This window comes from Haemophilus paraphrohaemolyticus, from assembly GCF_002015045.1.
Lineage (GTDB): Bacteria > Pseudomonadota > Gammaproteobacteria > Enterobacterales > Pasteurellaceae > Haemophilus_A > Haemophilus_A paraphrohaemolyticus.
This window is the reverse complement of the sequence record NZ_MUXX01000019.1, coordinates 21,580-38,472: the sequence shown is the minus strand read 5'-3', so window position 1 is coordinate 38,472 and position 16,893 is coordinate 21,580. Positions and strand designations below refer to the sequence as shown.

Genomic DNA, 16,893 nt, shown 5'->3' with positions numbered 1-16,893 from the left:
AAAAGTGTCTAAAGCCTTACAGTAAAAAGGCTTTAGGCATATATCTGAAAAAACTATAAGCAACTACCAATAGTATTATTTAGGATTTCAATATTTTTACATAGATATATTTTACTTTTTAAATACTTCTGTAATTCCTCCATTTTATATTGATTAACCCCATAAAATTCTCTCACAAAAATTTGATAAATTTCTTCATCTGGATAAAGACGTAAATAATCCGCTAATTGCTGTTCAAGTGTATAATTTTTTTCTTTTTTTACCGCTTGTAAAATTTCTTGTTTAAAACGCTCAGGATTGCCAACAATATAACCGCGTTGTGCTTTGCTTAAACTACTTAACCACATTCCATCTAATTTGGGCATTTGCTCAATAAGCTGAAAAATATCCGCTAATGCTCCTGTTTTTAATTCAAATTCAAGCTCACAAATTTTTTCTGAACCGAATGGATTTTTTACTTCGCCTTGGTCGAGCACCACTTCAATTTGTGATTGGTTTATCTCAATTAGCCATTGATGGCGTAGAAAATCGGTGCTGAACATTGGTTGAAGATTTGCTGAAATCTGTTCTGCTTGGTCAATTTGCAAATTAAAATGAGAAATCAACCGCTTAAAATCAGGCTTTTCATTCTCCAACGGCAGATTATATTCAGGGCGAATATGCAGGCCGCCAACAATCTCGCCTTTAGTTTTGAGCGTCATTTCATAATGCTGATTTTTCGATCGCACACGAAAGCCCATTTGATGCTCGGCAAAATATTGCTCTGGTGTGTCGAAATAGGTGTTGCCCAATGAGGTTTCGCTCTCGTCTAAAATATGTTGCTTGACAAGCCATTCGCTAATGGGGGCAATATTTTGCTCATCAAGCATAATCTTTAATTCAATCTCATTTTCCATTTTTTGTTCTGCCTATTTTTGATATGATCGGAAGATTATTTTATCAGAAAACCTATTATGTTTAATCGAATTAAAAATGAACTCCAAACCTTAGTTCAACGTGGCTTAGATAACCACTTACGCTTGGCAGTAACAGGGTTAAGCCGAAGCGGAAAAACGGCGTTTATTACTAGCCTTGTTGATCAACTTTTACATTATCAAACAGCAAACTTACCTCTGTTTCAGGCAGTAAAAGCGGAACAAATTGTCTCGGTCAAACGTATTGAACAAGGTAATTTAACCATTCCACGCTTTGAATATGATAAAAATCGTCAATGTTTAGAAGAAACGCCTGCACGTTGGTGCGATTCTACGCGTGGAATTAGTGAAATTCGCTTAGCTATTCGCTACAAACGCAAAGGGCTTTCTCGCCATTTGGCTGAAGAAAATACACTCTATCTGGATATTTTTGACTACCCAGGTGAATGGTTGCTAGATTTACCAATTTTAAATCAATCTTTTGAAGAATGGTGCGAAGCTCAGAAATTAGTACACACTGGAAAACGTGCTGAGTTAGCGAAAGAATGGTTACAAGCAGTCGAAAATTTAGATCTTTTTACAAAAGCCGATGAAAACCAACTTGCAAATTTAAGTGAAAAATACACCGCTTATTTATTAGAATGCAAAGCAAACGGAATGCAGTATATTCAACCTGGACGATTTGTACTGCCTGATCAAAATATGCAGGGTGCACCTGTTCTACAATTCTTTCCATTATTAAATTTAACGGAAATGGATTGGCAAAAATTAGAAAAAGCAGATAAACATAGCACCTATAAAATGTTGGAAAAACGCTATTACCATTACCAGCAAAAAATAGTAAAACCGTTTTATGATCATTATTTTTCTCGTTTTGATCGTCAAGTAATTTTAGCGGATTGCTTAACGCCCTTAAATCACGGTTATCATGAATTTATGGAGATGAAAATTGGCTTACAGCAACTGTTTAGGCATTTCCATTACGGCACGCGAAACCTGTTTTCACGCCTGTTTTCTGCCCATATCGATAAGCTGTTATTTCTTGCTACCAAAGCGGATCATATTACGCCCGAGCAAATTCCAAACTTGGAAAGCTTAATGCGACAATTGGTTTTAGAGGGTGGAAATCACACCGCTTTTGAGGGTATTAAAGAGCTAGGCTATTATGCGATTTCAAGCATCAAAGCAACAGATGTAGTCAATGTGACCAAAGATGGACAATCTTTCAAAGCGGTAAAAGGTGTGCGTTCCAATAATCCATCGCAAGTGTCGGTCACTTACCCAGGTAGCGTACCGAGCCGTTTGCCGAATGCAAGTTATTGGCAATATAATCAGTTCGATTTTGACCAATTCGAACCGAAACATATTGAATACGATGAGCCTATTCCACATTTACGGATGGATGCAGTGCTACAGTTTTTATTGGCTGATATGTTAGATTAGGGTAAAATCAGTTTTATTTTTAACAAGAATTAAATTATGGCAAAGAAACCCAAAGTGGCTTCGAATACCATCGCATTAAATAAACGTGCTCGTCACGAATATTTTATCGAAGAGGAAATCGAAGCTGGCTTAGAATTACAAGGCTGGGAAGTGAAATCCTTACGTGCAGGAAAGGCAAATATTGGCGATAGCTATGTGACTTTCCGCAATGGCGAAGCCTTTCTATTTGGGGCTACCATCACCCCATTAAACGTGGCGTCTACCCATATCGTGGCAGATCCAACACGCACCCGTAAATTGTTGCTCAACAAACGTGAACTAGACTCTCTCTTTGGTAAAGTAAACCGTGATGGGATGACCGTTGTAGCACTTTCTGTTTACTGGAAAGCAGCCTGGGCAAAAGTGAAAATTGGCGTGGCGAAAGGTAAAAAACTGCACGATAAACGTGAAGATATTAAAGATCGCGAGTGGCAAGTAGCGAAACAACGCATTATGAAAAACGCAGCTCGTAGCTAACATTTTAAACAAAAGGAACACATAATGATCGACCAAAACCTTCTGCGTACCAACTTAGATGAAGTGGCAAACGCATTAAAAATAAAACGTAATTTTATTTTAGACGTTGAACAAGTAAAAGCGTTAGAAGAACAACGTAAAGTATTGCAAGTGAAAACGGAAACTTTACAGGCAGAACGCAATGCTCGTTCTAAAAATATCGGTGCAGCAAAAGCGCGTGGCGAAGATATTTCTGTTTTATTGGCAGAAGTGGATAATATGGGTAATGAGCTTAATGAAGCGAAAAAAGCCCTTGATGAAGTGCAAGTGCAAATTAAAGAGTTGCTTTTAAACGTACCAAATTTACCTGCGGAAGAGGTGCCGTTAGGTAAAGATGATAGCGAAAACTTAGAAGTCGCTCGTTGGGGCGAACCACGTCAATTTGATTTTGAAATTAAAGATCACGTAACCCTAGGCGAAAACTTAGGCGGATTAGATTTTGGTGCTGGTGCAAAATTAACCGCAAGCCGTTTTGTGGTAATGAAAGGTAAATTAGCCCGCTTACACCGTGCGTTATCGCAATTTATGCTGGATTTACACACCGAACAACACGGTTATGTGGAAACAAACGTACCATTCTTAGTAAACCACGACAGCTTATTCGGCACAGGTCAATTGCCAAAATTTGGTGAAGATTTGTTCCACACTCAACCATTAACAGGTCAAGATCCTAACGAAGTTCAACGCTCATTTAGCTTAATTCCAACCGCTGAAGTACCAGTGACAAACTTAGTACGCGATGAAATTATTGAAGAAGAAAAACTTCCGTTAAAATTGACCGCTCACACCCCTTGTTTCCGTTCAGAAGCAGGCTCTTACGGTCGCGATACTCGTGGTTTAATCCGTATGCACCAATTCGAAAAAGTGGAAATGGTACAAATCGTTGCACCTGAAAAATCAATGGAAGCGTTAGAAGAATTAACGGGACATGCTGAAAAAGTATTACAACTTTTAGGCTTACCGTACCGCAAAGTATTACTCTGCACGGGCGATATGGGTTTCGGTTCTTGTAAAACTTACGATTTAGAAGTGTGGTTACCTGCTCAAGATACTTACCGTGAAATTTCTTCTTGCTCAAATATGTGGGATTTCCAAGCGCGCCGTATGGCAGCTCGTTGTAAAGCGAAAAACGACAAGAAAACCCGTTTGGTTCACACCTTAAACGGTTCTGGTTTAGCGGTTGGTCGTACCCTTGTTGCGGTGTTAGAAAACTACCAAAACGCCGACGGTTCAATTACCGTACCAGAAGTGTTGCGTCCATATATGGGTGGAACAGACGTGATTACGGCTTAATGTTGCTTTGAATAAACAAAAACGCAGAAATTATTGAAATTTCTGTGTTTTTTTGTCTACTATGCCCGCCTACTATTCCTTTAAAATAAAAGTAACTAGCAATCTTTCCTATAAATTATATAGAAAAATGTTACTCTGATACTGTTTTTTCTGCAATCTCTTCAAGTTGTTTCTCAATTTCTTGCTCAACTTCTTTTTTGTAATCTGTTTTCTCTGCAAGCTCATCCGCTTCTGCAATCAATTTGGCAATAGCATTACGGTAGGTAATTTCAAGCGTTTCACGGCTAGTAGCCATTACGCCTTGGTCGATTAAAAATCCATCATTCACGTCATATACCCAACCATGGATAGAAAGTTCTTTGCCTTTATCCCAAGCGGTTTGAATAATGGAACTGCAGCCTAAGTTGTAAACCTGTTCGGCAACATTTAACCGCGTCAGCATATTGGCTCGATGTTCGTGGGATAGCTTACCAAGCATATGTCCGTGCTTAAACCAAAGATCACGAATGTGTAGCAACCAGTTACTGATTAAGCCTAAATCTTGCACTGTGCCCATTGCGGCTTTGATGCCCCCGCAATTGGTATGTCCGCAAATAATAATGTGCTTGATGTTTAATACATCAACGGCATATTGCACTACAGAAAGGCAGTTAAGATCGGTGTGGATTACCATATTTGCCACATTACGATGGACAAATAGCTCTCCAGGCCCAAGCCCTGTTAATTTTTCAGCTGGCACACGACTATCTGAACAGCCAATCCAGAGATAAGTTGGATTTTGGTGTTCTGCAAGCTCTTTAAAATAATCAGATTGCTCATCCTTCATCTGCGTTGCCCAAGCGTGATTGTTGGCAAACAGTTGTTCAATTGTTTTCATTTTTTCTCCTTTTATTTATGGTTAGAAAAGGCTAGTTTCTAAACGTAACGTACCTTTTTCCACAATAATCGCTTTACCAAATTTTTTTACTAATGCCTCTTTGGTTTTAGTTTCATCTAACGTATAAACAGGCGAACGATTCAATAAATTCGTTAAACCATCAAAAAGCATAGGTAAGAAAAATTGTACGGTTTCTTGATATTTTTCTGGTGAAACTTCCCAACTAAGTAGACGGACATCTTTTAAGTAAACTGCCCCTTTTTCAGAGTCAAAATAAGGCGTAGTATCTAAATTTAGCTTAATTTTTGCTTCGTGCTTTTTGCCACGAGCAATCAACAAGCCATCCACGATACCTTGAATTTCGACTTTTTTCTCGTTGGTTTGACCAATTTGCGTGACTAAATCATGCAATTGGTAATCCAATTGCATTAAACCTGGTATCCCTACACTATCGGCAAGCGGAACTTTTTCAGCAAGACGCGTGTGTAAATAATCGTTAATCTCTTTCTCTGAAATGCTAAGCAAATTGGCGGAAGCCACTGCCACTACACCAATTGCAACTACGAAAAACGCCACGATTCTGTAAATAAATTTCATACTTTTTCCTTTCTATTGGCTGTTCAGAATAAAAACAGGTAAAATAGTCAGTTTTTAGAATGGCAGAAATATAGCAAGTTCTGCGAAATTAAGGAATTTTTAAATGAAAAAATTTGCGATTAGTGTGCTTTTAACTTGTTTATTGGCAGGCTGTAGCTTTTCTGGCGGTGCAAATGTCGGCGGTGGTTCAAACGGCGTAGGCTTTGGATTAGGGCTTGGCACTGGCATTCGTTTTTAAATTTGCATTTAGCAAAAGTGTGGCGGTTTTTGACCGCTTGAATAAAAATAATAGACTGTTTCTCTATTAAGGATTTTTATGCAGTATGAATTAAAAAAGACCAACGGTAATGCTCGTCGTGGTCGCTTAACTTTTTCTCGCCCGAAAGGGGAGTTCCACGTTGAAACCCCCGCATTTATGCCAGTTGGCACTTATGGCACAGTAAAAGGGATGACCCCTGAAGAAGTCGCTGCTACAGGTGCACAAATTTTGCTCGGCAATACTTTCCATTTATGGTTACGCCCTGGGCAAGAAATTATGAAAATGCACGGTGACCTACACGATTTTATGCAGTGGCACGGCCCGATTTTAACGGATTCGGGTGGCTTCCAAGTGTTCAGCCTCGGCAAATTACGCAAAATTAAAGAAGAGGGGGTCACCTTCCAAAATCCAATCAATGGTGAAAAAATCTTCCTTTCACCTGAAAAATCAATGGAAATTCAGTACGATTTAGGTTCTGATATTGTGATGATTTTCGACGAATGTACGCCATACCCAGCCACTTTTGATTATGCAAAAAAATCAATGGAAATGTCACTTCGTTGGGCAAAACGCAGCCGTGATCGCTTTGATGAATTAGAAAACCCGCGTGCGTTGTTTGGTATCGTACAGGGTGGTACTTATGAAGAGTTACGCAAAATTTCCGCTGAAGGTTTGGTCAATATCGGCTTTGATGGTTATGCAGTAGGTGGTTTAGCCGTGGGCGAACCGAAAGAAGAGATGCACCGCATTTTAGAATTTACCACACCATTATTGCCAGCAGACAAACCGCGCTACTTAATGGGCGTGGGTAAGCCAGAAGATTTGGTAGAAGGGGTTCGCCGTGGGATCGATATGTTCGATTGCGTAATGCCAACTCGTAATGCCCGCAACGGACACTTGTTTGTGAGCGATGGCGTGGTGAAAATTCGCAATGCGAAATACAAAAGCGACACTAGTCCGCTTGATCCAGAGTGTGATTGCTACACCTGCAAAAACTATACCAAAGCCTACCTTTATCACTTAGATAAATGCGGCGAAATTTTGGGCGCACGTTTGAACACCATTCACAACTTGCGTTACTATCAACGCCTGATGGCACACATTCGCCAAGCGATTGATGAAGATCGTTTTGATGATTTTGTGGTGGAATTTTATGCTAAAATCGGCAAAGAAGTACCGCCGATGCAAAAGGCTTAAGATTATCTTTCTCTCTCTGACAAAATGACCAAATGTCATTTTGTCTGTCTCTCTCCCACAAGGGGAGAGGGTAAATTTCTTTTACTTTGGGAATTAATATGCAACAACTCCAACCTCAACACTTTGCCACTTGGGCTGAGCCGATTGAAATGCTTTATGCTTGCCATAGCAAAGTAAAACGCTTTTGCAAACAATTGCAAATTTTACCCGCTTATTTAGCAGAACACGGTGTGAATCAAGCGGTTAAAAATGATGTGCAACAAATTTTAAACTACTTCAACATTTCCGCCCCATTGCATCATGATGACGAAGAAAAAGATTTCTTTCCTGCCTTGGTTGAAGTTTACCCACAAGCACAAGAAAACATTGATCAATTAGAAAGCCAACACGAAACTTTGCATCAAAGTTGGGCAGATTTAGCGGTTCAATTAACCGAATTATTGGAAAACCAACGTACGCAAATTGATGAAGCACTCATCAAGCGGTTTGTTTCTGGTTACGATTTGCATATTCCACTTGAAGAACCGCTGTTCGAATTAGGTAAACAATATATTGCTCAAGAAACATTAACGGAAATGGGAAAAATTATGGCTGAACGCCGTAAGGTTTAAGAGGTGAAATTATGAATTTATTAAAATATGCTACAGCATTCTTTTTAATGATATTAACGCCTTCTGTAATTTCTACACCAAAATCAGATGTACCAGTAAAAAAGGATTCAACAGCGTCCATTCAAAAATCAGTTGAGCAGACGAAAAGTAATCCAACATTAGATGATGTTATTAAAATTAATGTAAAAGAGCGTGAAACAATTATTGATGCAAGCGGGCAGGCTTTATCTCAATTTCCTTATGAGGTAATCAACAAAGGCTCAAAACCGATTAAAAGTATTCAATGGCTTAGTATCTATACACATAATCGTGAAGTGATTTATAGCCAAGATATGCAATTGGAATTAGATAGTCCACTTCCGCCAAATCAAATGATTCCTATCAATTTACAAATACCATTTGGTAAAATTGATGAGAAATTTAGACCTATTTTCTTAAATACAAAAGAAACAATTAAAATTTATAAAATTGCGCGTATTATTGAATATAGTGATAATAAAATCATTTCAGAGGAATAAATAAAATAGCCGCTTATTTTAATGTTAAGCGGTTATTTTTTATATAACAATGCAAACTTATTCATTAGATCTAACAGGCTATCGTTGCCCAATGCCTTTATTGATAGCAAAGCAAACATTTATAAATTGTAGTAGGCCTTCTCAATTTTGCCTATTACTAAACACAGAAAGTTACATTGATATTAAACAACTATGTAAAAATTTAGCAATAGATATTTTAGATGAAAGTCAGAATAATCAGCAGATTAGAATGTTACTAAAAGTAAATAGGTAGCTATTTTTTTTAGTAACAATTTTTGTCTATGATGGCTTTTTTATAATTTTTTAGCATAAAAAATAGTTTTCCATTCTTTCCTTTTCTTATCAATCTCCTCTAACATCTTTTTCATACAAACGATTACTTAACTATTTTTTAAACTATTACGGAAAATTACCATGAACTGGGAATATATTTTGCAAGCCTTGCCACGCTTCGTGGATGCGAGCATTATGACACTTCATCTCGCTTTTTGGGGTATCGTGTTATCGCTTCTTATCGGCTTGTTCTGTGCGGTAATTATGACTTATAAAGTCAATGCACTGAGTTGGCTAGTGAAAGGCTATATCGAGCTTTCACGTAACACGCCTTTGCTCATTCAAGTATTTTTTCTTTATTTTGGTTTATCTAAAATTGGGATCAAGTTAGATGGTTTTACGTGCGGCGTGATTGGCTTAGCATTTTTGGGTGGTAGTTATATGGCAGAAGCAATTCGAGGTGGATTGGAAGCTGTATCTAAAGGGCAAATTGAGTCAGCACTCAGCATTGGGCTTACACCTTTTCAAGCATTTCGCTATGTGATTTTCCCTCAAGCTTTTGCCATTGCTATACCTGCAATTGGGGCAAACATGCTCTTTTTAATGAAAGAGACCTCGGTCATCAGTGCCGTTGCTGTCGCTGAGATAATGTTTATGGCAAAAGAGATTATCGGGATGGACTATAAAACCAATGAAGCTTTATTTTTACTGGTCGCTTTCTATCTCATTATTCTGTTACCAATGTCGATTTTTATCCGTTATTTAGAACGTCGCACACGGAGAGCAAAATATGGGGCTTAGTTTATTGTGGCAAGGTAACAATCTTGAGCGATTATTGAACGGTTTAGCTATTACCGCAGAAATCGCTTTTATTTCGGTCTTTTTTGCCTGCATTTTTGGTGTGATTTTTGGTGTGGTAATGACTAGCAAAAACAAGCTCGTGCAAGCCATCAGCCATTTCTACTTAGAATTTATCCGCATCATTCCATTGCTTGCTTTATTGTTTATTACTTACTTCGGCTTAGCAAAATGGTTCGATGTGCACCTAAGTGGTATTACCGTTTGTATTATCGTTTTTATTTTCTGGGGCACGGCAGAAATGGGCGACTTGGTACGAGGTGCATTAACCTCAATTGAAAAGCATCAAGTGGAATCCGCTTATGCATTGGGGCTTACCAAGCTACAAACTTTCCGCTACATTTTGCTACCGCAAAGTATTAAACGCGTCACCCCTAGTGCAATTAACCTTTTCACTCGTATGGTGAAAACCAGCTCGCTGGCAATGTTGATTGGTGTTTTAGAAGTTATCAAAGTAGGACAACAAATTATTGAAACGTCGCTCTTTACTGATCCAACGGCGGCATTATGGATTTACGGCGTAATTTTCGGGCTTTATTTTGTGATTTGTTACCCGTTGTCGTTGGTATCGAAGTTTTTAGAGAATAAGTGGGAATAAAAATGGCACTTTTAGAAATCAAAGATCTAATCAAAAACTACGGCGAAGTCACCGCCCTTAAAGGTATCAATCTTTCTGTTGAAAAAGGCGAAGTGCTGGTTATCCTTGGCTCCTCTGGCTGTGGCAAAAGTACTTTTTTACGTTGTATTAACGGCTTAGAAGAGATTAAAAGCGGTCAAATTTTGCTAGAAAATTACGGAGAGCTTGGCAAAGATATTTCTTGGACGAAAGCCCGCCAACGCATTGGGATGGTATTCCAAAGTTACGAACTTTTTGCTCATTTATCAGTAATTGACAATATTTTGCTCGGTCCGCTTAAAGTGCAAAATCGTGATCGAGCTGAAGCAGAAAAACAAGCCGATGAGTTGCTTAAACGTGTTGGGTTATACGAACGTAAAAATGCCTTTCCGCGTGAATTATCGGGTGGTCAAAAACAGCGGATTGCCATTGTTCGTACCCTTTGTATGAATCCTGAAGTGATTTTATTTGATGAAGTGACCGCAGCCCTTGATCCTGAAATGGTGCGCGAAGTATTAGATGTCATTTTAGGATTGGCAAAAGAAGGATTAACAATGCTGATCGTCACTCACGAAATGAGTTTTGCTCGTCAAGTTGCGAACCGCATTATTTTTATGGACAAAGGGAAGATCATTGAAGAAGCCAAACCAGAAGATTTCTTTACCAATCCGAGCTCAGATCGGGCGAAAGCATTTCTTAATATTTTAAATTACGAACCGAGAGGAACAAACTATGAAGACAACATCTAAAACTTTCAAAAAAATCGGCGCATTCATCGCGGCTACAATTTTTGCCACAGGATTGACCGCTTGCAACGATAAAGATGAGCCAGTGGCACAAAAACCGACCTCAACCATTGAGCAGCTAAAACAAGCAGGCAAAGTACGTATTGGCGTATTTAGTGACAAACCGCCATTTGGTTATGTTGATGCCAATGGTAAAAGCCAAGGCTTTGATGTAGAAATTGCCAAAGCAATTACTAAAGATTTATTGGGAGATGAGAACAAAGTCGAATTTGTGCTCGTAGAAGCGGCAAACCGTGCGGAATACTTGGTTTCTAACAAAGTGGATATTATCCTTGCTAACTTTACCGTCACACCAGCACGAAAAGAGGTGGTTGATTTTGCTGATCCATACATGAAAGTGGCATTGGGTGTGGTGTCTAAAGATGGTAGCGTAATTACCGATGTAGAACAGCTTAAAGATAAAACCTTGTTATTAAACAAAGGCACAACGGCTGATGCGTATTTCACTAAAAACTATCCCAACATCAAAACCTTAAAATTCGAACAAAATACCGAAACTTTTGAGGCACTGCGTGATGGTAGAGGTGATGCACTTGCACACGATAACACCTTGCTCTTTGCTTGGGCAAAAGAAAACCCAAGTTTTACCGTGGGCATTAAAAATTTAGGTGATCAAGATACCATCGCCCCAGCTGTGAAAAAAGGCGACACTGAATTACTTAATTGGTTAAATGCAGAGATCCAAAAATTAGGTAAAGAAGGGGTGTTAAAACAAGCATACGATAAAACATTATTGCCTGTTTATGGTGATACGATTAGTGAGAAAGATGTGGTAGTTGAATATAAATAATTCCACAGAATATGAAAAAGGTTGTTAGTTTTAGCTAACAACCTTTTTTACATTAGTTAGAAGTATCAATCTCTTCAAACGATTTCACTAAATCATCAATCGCTTTCATTTGAGAAACGAAGGATTCTAATTTAGAAAGTGGAAGCGCAGATGGGCCATCACATTTTGCGTTGTTTGGATCAGGATGCGCTTCTAAGAAAAGCCCTGCTAAACCAATCGCCATACCAGAACGAGCTAATTCTGTTACTTGATCGCGGCGTCCGCCAGAAGCTGCACCAAATGGATCGCGACATTGCAATGAGTGCGTCACATCAAAAATGACTGGGCAGCCTTTTGATACTTTCTTCATAATGTTGAAGCCGAGCATATCTACAACTAAATTATCGTAACCGAAGTTAGTCCCGCGGTCGCAAAGAATCACTTTGTCATTGCCGCACTCTTCGATTTTTTCGACAATATTTCCCATTTGCCCCGGGCTTAAGAATTGTGGTTTTTTCACGTTAATTACTGCACCCGTGCGGGCCATCGCTTCAACTAAGTCAGTTTGGCGAGCTAAGAAAGCGGGTAACTGAATCACATCCACTACTTCCGCAACTGGTTGGCATTGGTAGATTTCGTGCACATCGGTGATGATATTCACACCAAAAGTCTCTTTTAATTCTTGGAAGATTTTTAAGCCCTCTTCCATACCAGGCCCACGGTAAGAGTGGATAGAAGAGCGGTTTGCTTTATCAAATGAGGCTTTAAATACGTAAGGTACGCCCAATTTCTGCGTGATTTCCACATATTTTTCACACACACGTATCGCCATATCGCGGCTTTCTAATACGTTCATTCCACCAAATAGGGTGAATGGTTTGTTGTTAGCAACTTCAACGTTGCCTACTTTTACGATTTTATCGGTCATCTTGATTCCTTAGTTAATAAAATTAGTGTAAAATCATCTCTTTGCTTTTTTGTTCCAGCTGTTTAATGTCCATTTTAATCATGCGTGCTGATGGATCATCTGGGCATTGGTCAATAAAGTAGCTCAAATCTTCATAAGCCGCTTGGAAACATTCCATTGTTGCAAAAATCATCCCACGATCGCGAATTTCATACGGATCATCAGGCGAAAAAATCAGGCGGAAGTTTATCATTTCTAGCACTTCTTGAAATTTTTTTTCTTTAGTTAATGCCATTTTAAACAGTGTTTCCACTCGTTCCAATAGCTCAAATGGCTCAGCACGACGAATAAGCATTGGTGTGACTAAAAGCCCCGCCATCGGCTCACCATCCAACCATTTTTCTAAATCATCCATGCTTAAAAACTTACCATCGGCTGGATTGATAAAAAGCGTTTCTTGACGACCATCATCGTGCGAGATTTCCGCCCGTAAAATAATTTGTGTTGGGAAGTTTACCGCAAACAGTGGAATGCCACATTTTGCCGCCAAATAAAGCAAAATGGCGGCAAAAGAAACCGGCATACCTTGCTTGGTTTGCAACACTTTATGTAGCAGCAAATTATCACTGTTGAAATAGTCGGTGTAGCGGTAAGAAAATTTCATTTGGCGGTAAATCACATCTAGTAGTTGATGTAATCTGTCGAGTTCATTATTAGCTGTAATGAGCGGTCGAACTTTCCGTACCAAAGCTGAAGCTCGTGCACTACGTTGGCGAGGAGTTACGTCTTCATCCACAATTCCGCCAATTCGGTCCATTTCTTCATATAAAAAGGTCTGCAGTTTTTCATCACTTATCGTGATTTTCGGTGACTCCAGCTCTTGTAAAATTTCGTTAATAATATCGTCCATTTTGTCCTTCTTTTTTACTCTTCTAGCTTTATTTCTCAGCCTTTGTAATGCGATCTAAATTGGCATAATCTTTGAAAGTTTCAACCGCTTGCCACTGATTTTGGTGGAAAACATGTTGCACATCGAGTGCTTGTTGCCAACCGTGTTCTAAGAATAACGCCCCATTCGGTTTCAAATAAAGCGGTGCATTTTCGATAATCTTTTGCAAATCGCTCAAACCGTGATTATCTGCTACCAATGCAGTTAAAGGCTCAAACCGCACATCACCAATCTGCAAATTTTCATCTTCCGCATCAATATAAGGTGGGTTACTTACAATCAAATCGAACTGCTGATTTACTAATGTGGAAAACCAATCACTTTGCTGAAAGCGGGCGTTTTCAATCTGCAACGTTTGGCGATTACTTTCCGCAAGTACTACCACTTCGGGCTTAAAATCGACACCTAATACTTGCACTTTCTGCTTTAATTCGGAAGCTAGTGCCAGTGCAATTGCCCCTGTGCCTGTGCCTAAATCTAAAATTTGCAAACTTTCTTGATTTTCCAACCGCTTGTTTGCCCAATCTAACGCTACTTCCACTAATCGTTCCGTATCTGGGCGGGGGATCAAAGTATCAGACGAAACTTTTAATGGCAACGACCAAAATTCTTTTTCGCCTAAAATATATGCCATCGGTTCGCCTTTCGTGCGGCGTTTTAGCATCTGATTTAGCTGATTTTGTTCAGTTTCATTCAGCTCTGTTTCTCCAAATGCAAAAATTGCAGAACGTGATCGTTTTGTCGCCGCTTGTAATAGCAAATTCGCATCTAATTTCGCATTCAGATAAGGATCTTGGCTTAATTTTTCGGTTAATAATTGGGTGGCATAAGTTAGCCAATCGGAATAGGTCATAAAAATTCACTCAATAAAGAATAGCGTTAGGATAGCACACTCACACTCAAATAAAAAACCTAGCACGAGGCTAGGTTATGTTTACTTCAATGTAATTTTTACGAGAATTTATTTATGTTGTCTCTTCTCTCTCCACCAACAATTCTAATCTCGCTATATCCAAATCATTTTGCAGAAATTCCACTTGCGGCACATTCTGACTAGCCTTGGTGGAAAGTTGTTGGAAACGCTCAACTTTACCGAGCAAACCTTGTCGTCCAACGAGTGAAGTAACCGTTTGATTGTACTGATTATTCACAGTGTTGAGTGTGTTACCAAGTTTACTCAAACGCTCTGCAATGGTGCATACTTGATTGTAAATATCACCCGCTTTTTCGCTGATCTCACGAGCTTCGCTGTTACCTCGTTCAATTCGCCAAAGGTTTGCGACTGTGCGTAAAATCGGCATAAGCGTGGTGTACGAAACTAAGATCACATTACGTTCATAACCAAAGTTAAAGAGCTGCGGATCATGCTTCATTGCCTCAATGTAAGCAGGCTCAATCGGCACGAACATCAGCACAAAATCAGGGCTTTTCACGCCTAAAAGTGAGCTATAATTTTTCTTAGAAAGCCCGTCAATATGTGCCCGCAACGAACGGCAATGCTCATCAAAGGCTTGCAATACTTCGGCTTGATTCTCGGCGCGAATGGCTTTGTCATACGCAACGAGCGAGACTTTGCTGTCGATAATTAAATGCTTGTTATCAGGCAGATGCAACACAAAGTCAGGAGCAAAACGCTTGCCCTCTTCATCGCGAAAATTTTCTTGAGCCACATAATGCTCATTTGCCAGTAAGCCCGCTGATTGCAACGCGCTTTCTAATTGCACCTCACCCCAGTTACCTGCGATTTTATTGTTGCCTTTCAAAGCAGTTGCCAAATTTTGTGCTTCTTCTGACATCGACACACCTATTTGTAACACTCGCTTGATCTCTGCTTCCAAGTTTGCTGTGCCTTTAAGCGACTCGCTATGTACTTCATTCACACGTTTTTGGAAGCCTTCGATTTGCTCTTTAAATGGTTTGAGTAATGCATCTAATGAGGATTGATTACTTTGAGCGAAAAGTTGACTTTTTTCTTCTAAAATTTGTTGAGCCAGATGTTGAAATTCCACATTTAGCTGCTGTTTTACCTGCACAAAATTGCTTTGTTGCTCTTCAAAATTTGCCTGTTTTTCATTAAGCGTTGTGCGTAATTCGGTCAGTTCATTTTGCGATTGGGTAAACTGTCCATTCAAACGCTGGTACTCTTGCTCTTTTTGGTTTAAACGTTGATGGCTAAAAGCTAGTTGCTCTTCCAAGCTTTCCGCTTTTGCTTGCGATGCACCAATGCGTTCTTTCAACTCGTTGATGTAGCTTTCTTGTTGATCTTCTAACTGAGCAGCCTGCTCAATTTTTGCTTGCAAGCGGTGGATTTCGCTCTCTTTTTCGCTAACCCGATTTTCGGCATTTTCAGAGCGAACTTTATATTGCACCGCCCATTGTTCTACCTGTGATTTTTCAGTCGCAAGCTGTTCTGCTTTTTGTGAAAGCTGAGTCAGTTGGGCTTTTTGCTCTTCGCTTTGTTGTAGCAATGCTTGAGCTTCGTTGGTTGAACGAGAATGTAAGAAAAAGAGAGTAATGGAGAGAAAGCTGAGTAAAATTAAGCCGATATAGAGCCAGATTGGATCGATTGTCATAGGTGCTAAATGTAGGGCAGACTTCAGTCCGCCAGTTAAAGAAATGAAACGGCGAACGGAAGCCCGCCCTACTAAATAAATGATGGAAAATTATAGATTTAACGCCTCACGCTGTGCTGCAACTAACTGGTTAATCCCTTGTTTTGCAAGGTCCAACAAACGCAATAATTCATCGTGCGAGAACGGTTCACCTTCTGCAGTGCCTTGCACTTCAACCATTCTGCCATCTTCAACCATTACCACGTTCATATCGGTTTCCGCATTTGAATCTTCCACATATTCCAAATCGCAAACCGCTTCGCCATTCACAATGCCAACAGAAACTGCGGCAACTAAGCCTTTAAGTGGGCTGGTTTTAAGCGTACCATTTTCGATTAAGTGAGCAATAGTATCGTGTAGTGCTACACAAGCACCAGTGATAGATGCAGTGCGTGTGCCACCATCGGCTTGAATAACATCGCAATCCACGGTAATAGTGCGTTCGCCAAGGGCTTTTAAATCAACCACTGCACGTAAAGAACGAGCGATTAAACGCTGAATTTCCATCGTTCTGCCTGTCTGTTTGCCTTTTGCAGCTTCACGTTGGGTGCGAGAATGGGTCGCACGTGGAAGCATTCCATATTCTGCAGTTACCCAGCCTTGTTGTTGCCCTTTTAAGAAGCGTGGTACAGTTTCTTCAATGGTTGCATTGCAAAGCACTTTGGTTTCGCCAAATTCAATTAACACAGAACCTTCAGCATATTTGGTGTAGTGACGGGTAATTTTTACAGGGCGGATTTGGTTTAATTCACGATTATTCGGACGCATAGTTTTTCTTTCCTTCTACTAAAATTCTTAGCTATTTTACAGTACAATAA

The 16,893-nt window shown here is 39.5% G+C and carries 20 protein-coding genes; 12 read left to right on the top strand and 8 right to left on the bottom strand.

Annotated elements, in window-relative coordinates:
• Positions 1–53 precede the first annotated feature (53 nt).
• Positions 54–896 (bottom strand): CYTH domain-containing protein, encoded by an 843-nt coding sequence (locus B0184_RS09135; RefSeq protein WP_005709264.1) that lies wholly within the window; start codon positions 894–896, stop codon positions 54–56.
• Positions 897–953: 57 nt separating this feature from the next.
• On the opposite strand from B0184_RS09135, the gene B0184_RS09130 reads away from it, so the two are divergent.
• The 3 genes from B0184_RS09130 to serS are packed head-to-tail and all read left to right on the top strand — an operon-like array spanning position 954 to position 4,205.
• Positions 954–2,357, top strand: coding sequence for a YcjX family GTP-binding protein (locus tag B0184_RS09130; RefSeq protein WP_005709250.1), 1,404 nt, complete (start codon positions 954–956; stop codon positions 2,355–2,357).
• A gap of 33 nt (positions 2,358–2,390) precedes the next feature.
• A complete protein-coding gene (smpB, locus tag B0184_RS09125) occupies positions 2,391–2,873 on the top strand; it encodes an SsrA-binding protein SmpB (protein ID WP_172461635.1) in 483 nt (160 codons plus the stop codon).
• A gap of 24 nt (positions 2,874–2,897) precedes the next feature.
• Complete coding sequence (gene serS / locus B0184_RS09120) at positions 2,898–4,205, top strand: serine--tRNA ligase (protein WP_005709330.1); 1,308 nt, start codon at positions 2,898–2,900, stop codon at positions 4,203–4,205.
• 130 nt (positions 4,206–4,335) lie between these two features.
• Here serS and can read toward each other — a convergent pair whose 3' ends face one another.
• On the bottom strand, positions 4,336–5,082 hold the full coding sequence (gene can / locus B0184_RS09115; protein WP_005709271.1) for a carbonate dehydratase: 747 nt from the start codon (positions 5,080–5,082) through the stop codon (positions 4,336–4,338).
• 21 nt (positions 5,083–5,103) lie between these two features.
• Positions 5,104–5,679, bottom strand: a complete 576-nt coding sequence (locus B0184_RS09110; RefSeq protein ID WP_005709290.1) for a YceB family lipoprotein — start codon at positions 5,677–5,679, stop codon at positions 5,104–5,106.
• 103 nt (positions 5,680–5,782) lie between these two features.
• Here B0184_RS09110 and B0184_RS10795 point away from each other — a divergent pair, with 103 nt between their 5' ends.
• The 9 genes from B0184_RS10795 (at position 5,783) to B0184_RS09070 (ending at position 11,628) form a co-directional block, all read left to right on the top strand.
• Complete coding sequence (locus B0184_RS10795) at positions 5,783–5,917, top strand: hypothetical protein (protein ID WP_005709297.1); 135 nt, start codon at positions 5,783–5,785, stop codon at positions 5,915–5,917.
• A 78-nt stretch (positions 5,918–5,995) separates the two neighbouring features.
• A complete protein-coding gene (gene tgt / locus B0184_RS09105; RefSeq protein WP_005709339.1) occupies positions 5,996–7,135 on the top strand; it encodes a tRNA guanosine(34) transglycosylase Tgt in 1,140 nt (379 codons plus the stop codon).
• A 98-nt stretch (positions 7,136–7,233) separates the two neighbouring features.
• Positions 7,234–7,746, top strand: coding sequence for a hemerythrin domain-containing protein (locus tag B0184_RS09100; RefSeq protein WP_005709353.1), 513 nt, complete (start codon positions 7,234–7,236; stop codon positions 7,744–7,746).
• A gap of 11 nt (positions 7,747–7,757) precedes the next feature.
• The gene (locus B0184_RS09095) at positions 7,758–8,264 is read left to right on the top strand and encodes a hypothetical protein (protein ID WP_005709344.1); all 507 of its coding nucleotides are present in this window, start codon (positions 7,758–7,760) and stop codon (positions 8,262–8,264) included.
• Positions 8,265–8,313: 49 nt separating this feature from the next.
• On the top strand, positions 8,314–8,538 hold the full coding sequence (locus B0184_RS10890; RefSeq protein ID WP_078177677.1) for a sulfurtransferase TusA family protein: 225 nt from the start codon (positions 8,314–8,316) through the stop codon (positions 8,536–8,538).
• 161 nt (positions 8,539–8,699) lie between these two features.
• Complete coding sequence (locus tag B0184_RS09085) at positions 8,700–9,359, top strand: amino acid ABC transporter permease (RefSeq protein WP_005709336.1); 660 nt, start codon at positions 8,700–8,702, stop codon at positions 9,357–9,359.
• On the top strand, positions 9,349–10,014 hold the full coding sequence (locus B0184_RS09080) for an amino acid ABC transporter permease (protein ID WP_005709266.1): 666 nt from the start codon (positions 9,349–9,351) through the stop codon (positions 10,012–10,014). Before B0184_RS09085 ends, B0184_RS09080 begins: the two co-directional genes overlap by 11 nt.
• Before the next feature lie 2 nt (positions 10,015–10,016).
• Positions 10,017–10,781 (top strand): amino acid ABC transporter ATP-binding protein, encoded by a 765-nt coding sequence (locus B0184_RS09075; protein ID WP_005709358.1) that lies wholly within the window; start codon positions 10,017–10,019, stop codon positions 10,779–10,781.
• Entirely contained in the window at positions 10,765–11,628 is an 864-nt protein-coding gene (locus B0184_RS09070; protein WP_005709320.1) for a cysteine ABC transporter substrate-binding protein, read from the top strand. Before B0184_RS09075 ends, B0184_RS09070 begins: the two co-directional genes overlap by 17 nt.
• Positions 11,629–11,680: 52 nt before the next feature.
• On the opposite strand, the gene kdsA is transcribed toward B0184_RS09070, so the two are convergent.
• The 5 genes from kdsA to rph all read right to left on the bottom strand — a co-directional run bounded on the left by kdsA (position 11,681) and on the right by rph (position 16,843).
• Positions 11,681–12,535 (bottom strand): 3-deoxy-8-phosphooctulonate synthase, encoded by an 855-nt coding sequence (gene kdsA, locus B0184_RS09065; RefSeq protein ID WP_005709357.1) that lies wholly within the window; start codon positions 12,533–12,535, stop codon positions 11,681–11,683.
• Positions 12,536–12,557: 22 nt separating this feature from the next.
• Positions 12,558–13,424, bottom strand: a complete 867-nt coding sequence (locus B0184_RS09060; RefSeq protein ID WP_005709275.1) for a SirB1 family protein — start codon at positions 13,422–13,424, stop codon at positions 12,558–12,560.
• Positions 13,425–13,452: 28 nt separating this feature from the next.
• The gene (prmC, locus tag B0184_RS09055) at positions 13,453–14,316 is read right to left on the bottom strand and encodes a peptide chain release factor N(5)-glutamine methyltransferase (protein WP_005709262.1); all 864 of its coding nucleotides are present in this window, start codon (positions 14,314–14,316) and stop codon (positions 13,453–13,455) included.
• 112 nt (positions 14,317–14,428) lie between these two features.
• The gene (locus B0184_RS09050) at positions 14,429–16,036 is read right to left on the bottom strand and encodes a DNA recombination protein RmuC (protein WP_005709309.1); all 1,608 of its coding nucleotides are present in this window, start codon (positions 16,034–16,036) and stop codon (positions 14,429–14,431) included.
• Positions 16,037–16,126: 90 nt separating this feature from the next.
• Entirely contained in the window at positions 16,127–16,843 is a 717-nt protein-coding gene (gene rph / locus B0184_RS09045) for a ribonuclease PH (RefSeq protein WP_005709280.1), read from the bottom strand.
• Positions 16,844–16,893: the final 50 nt, after the last annotated feature.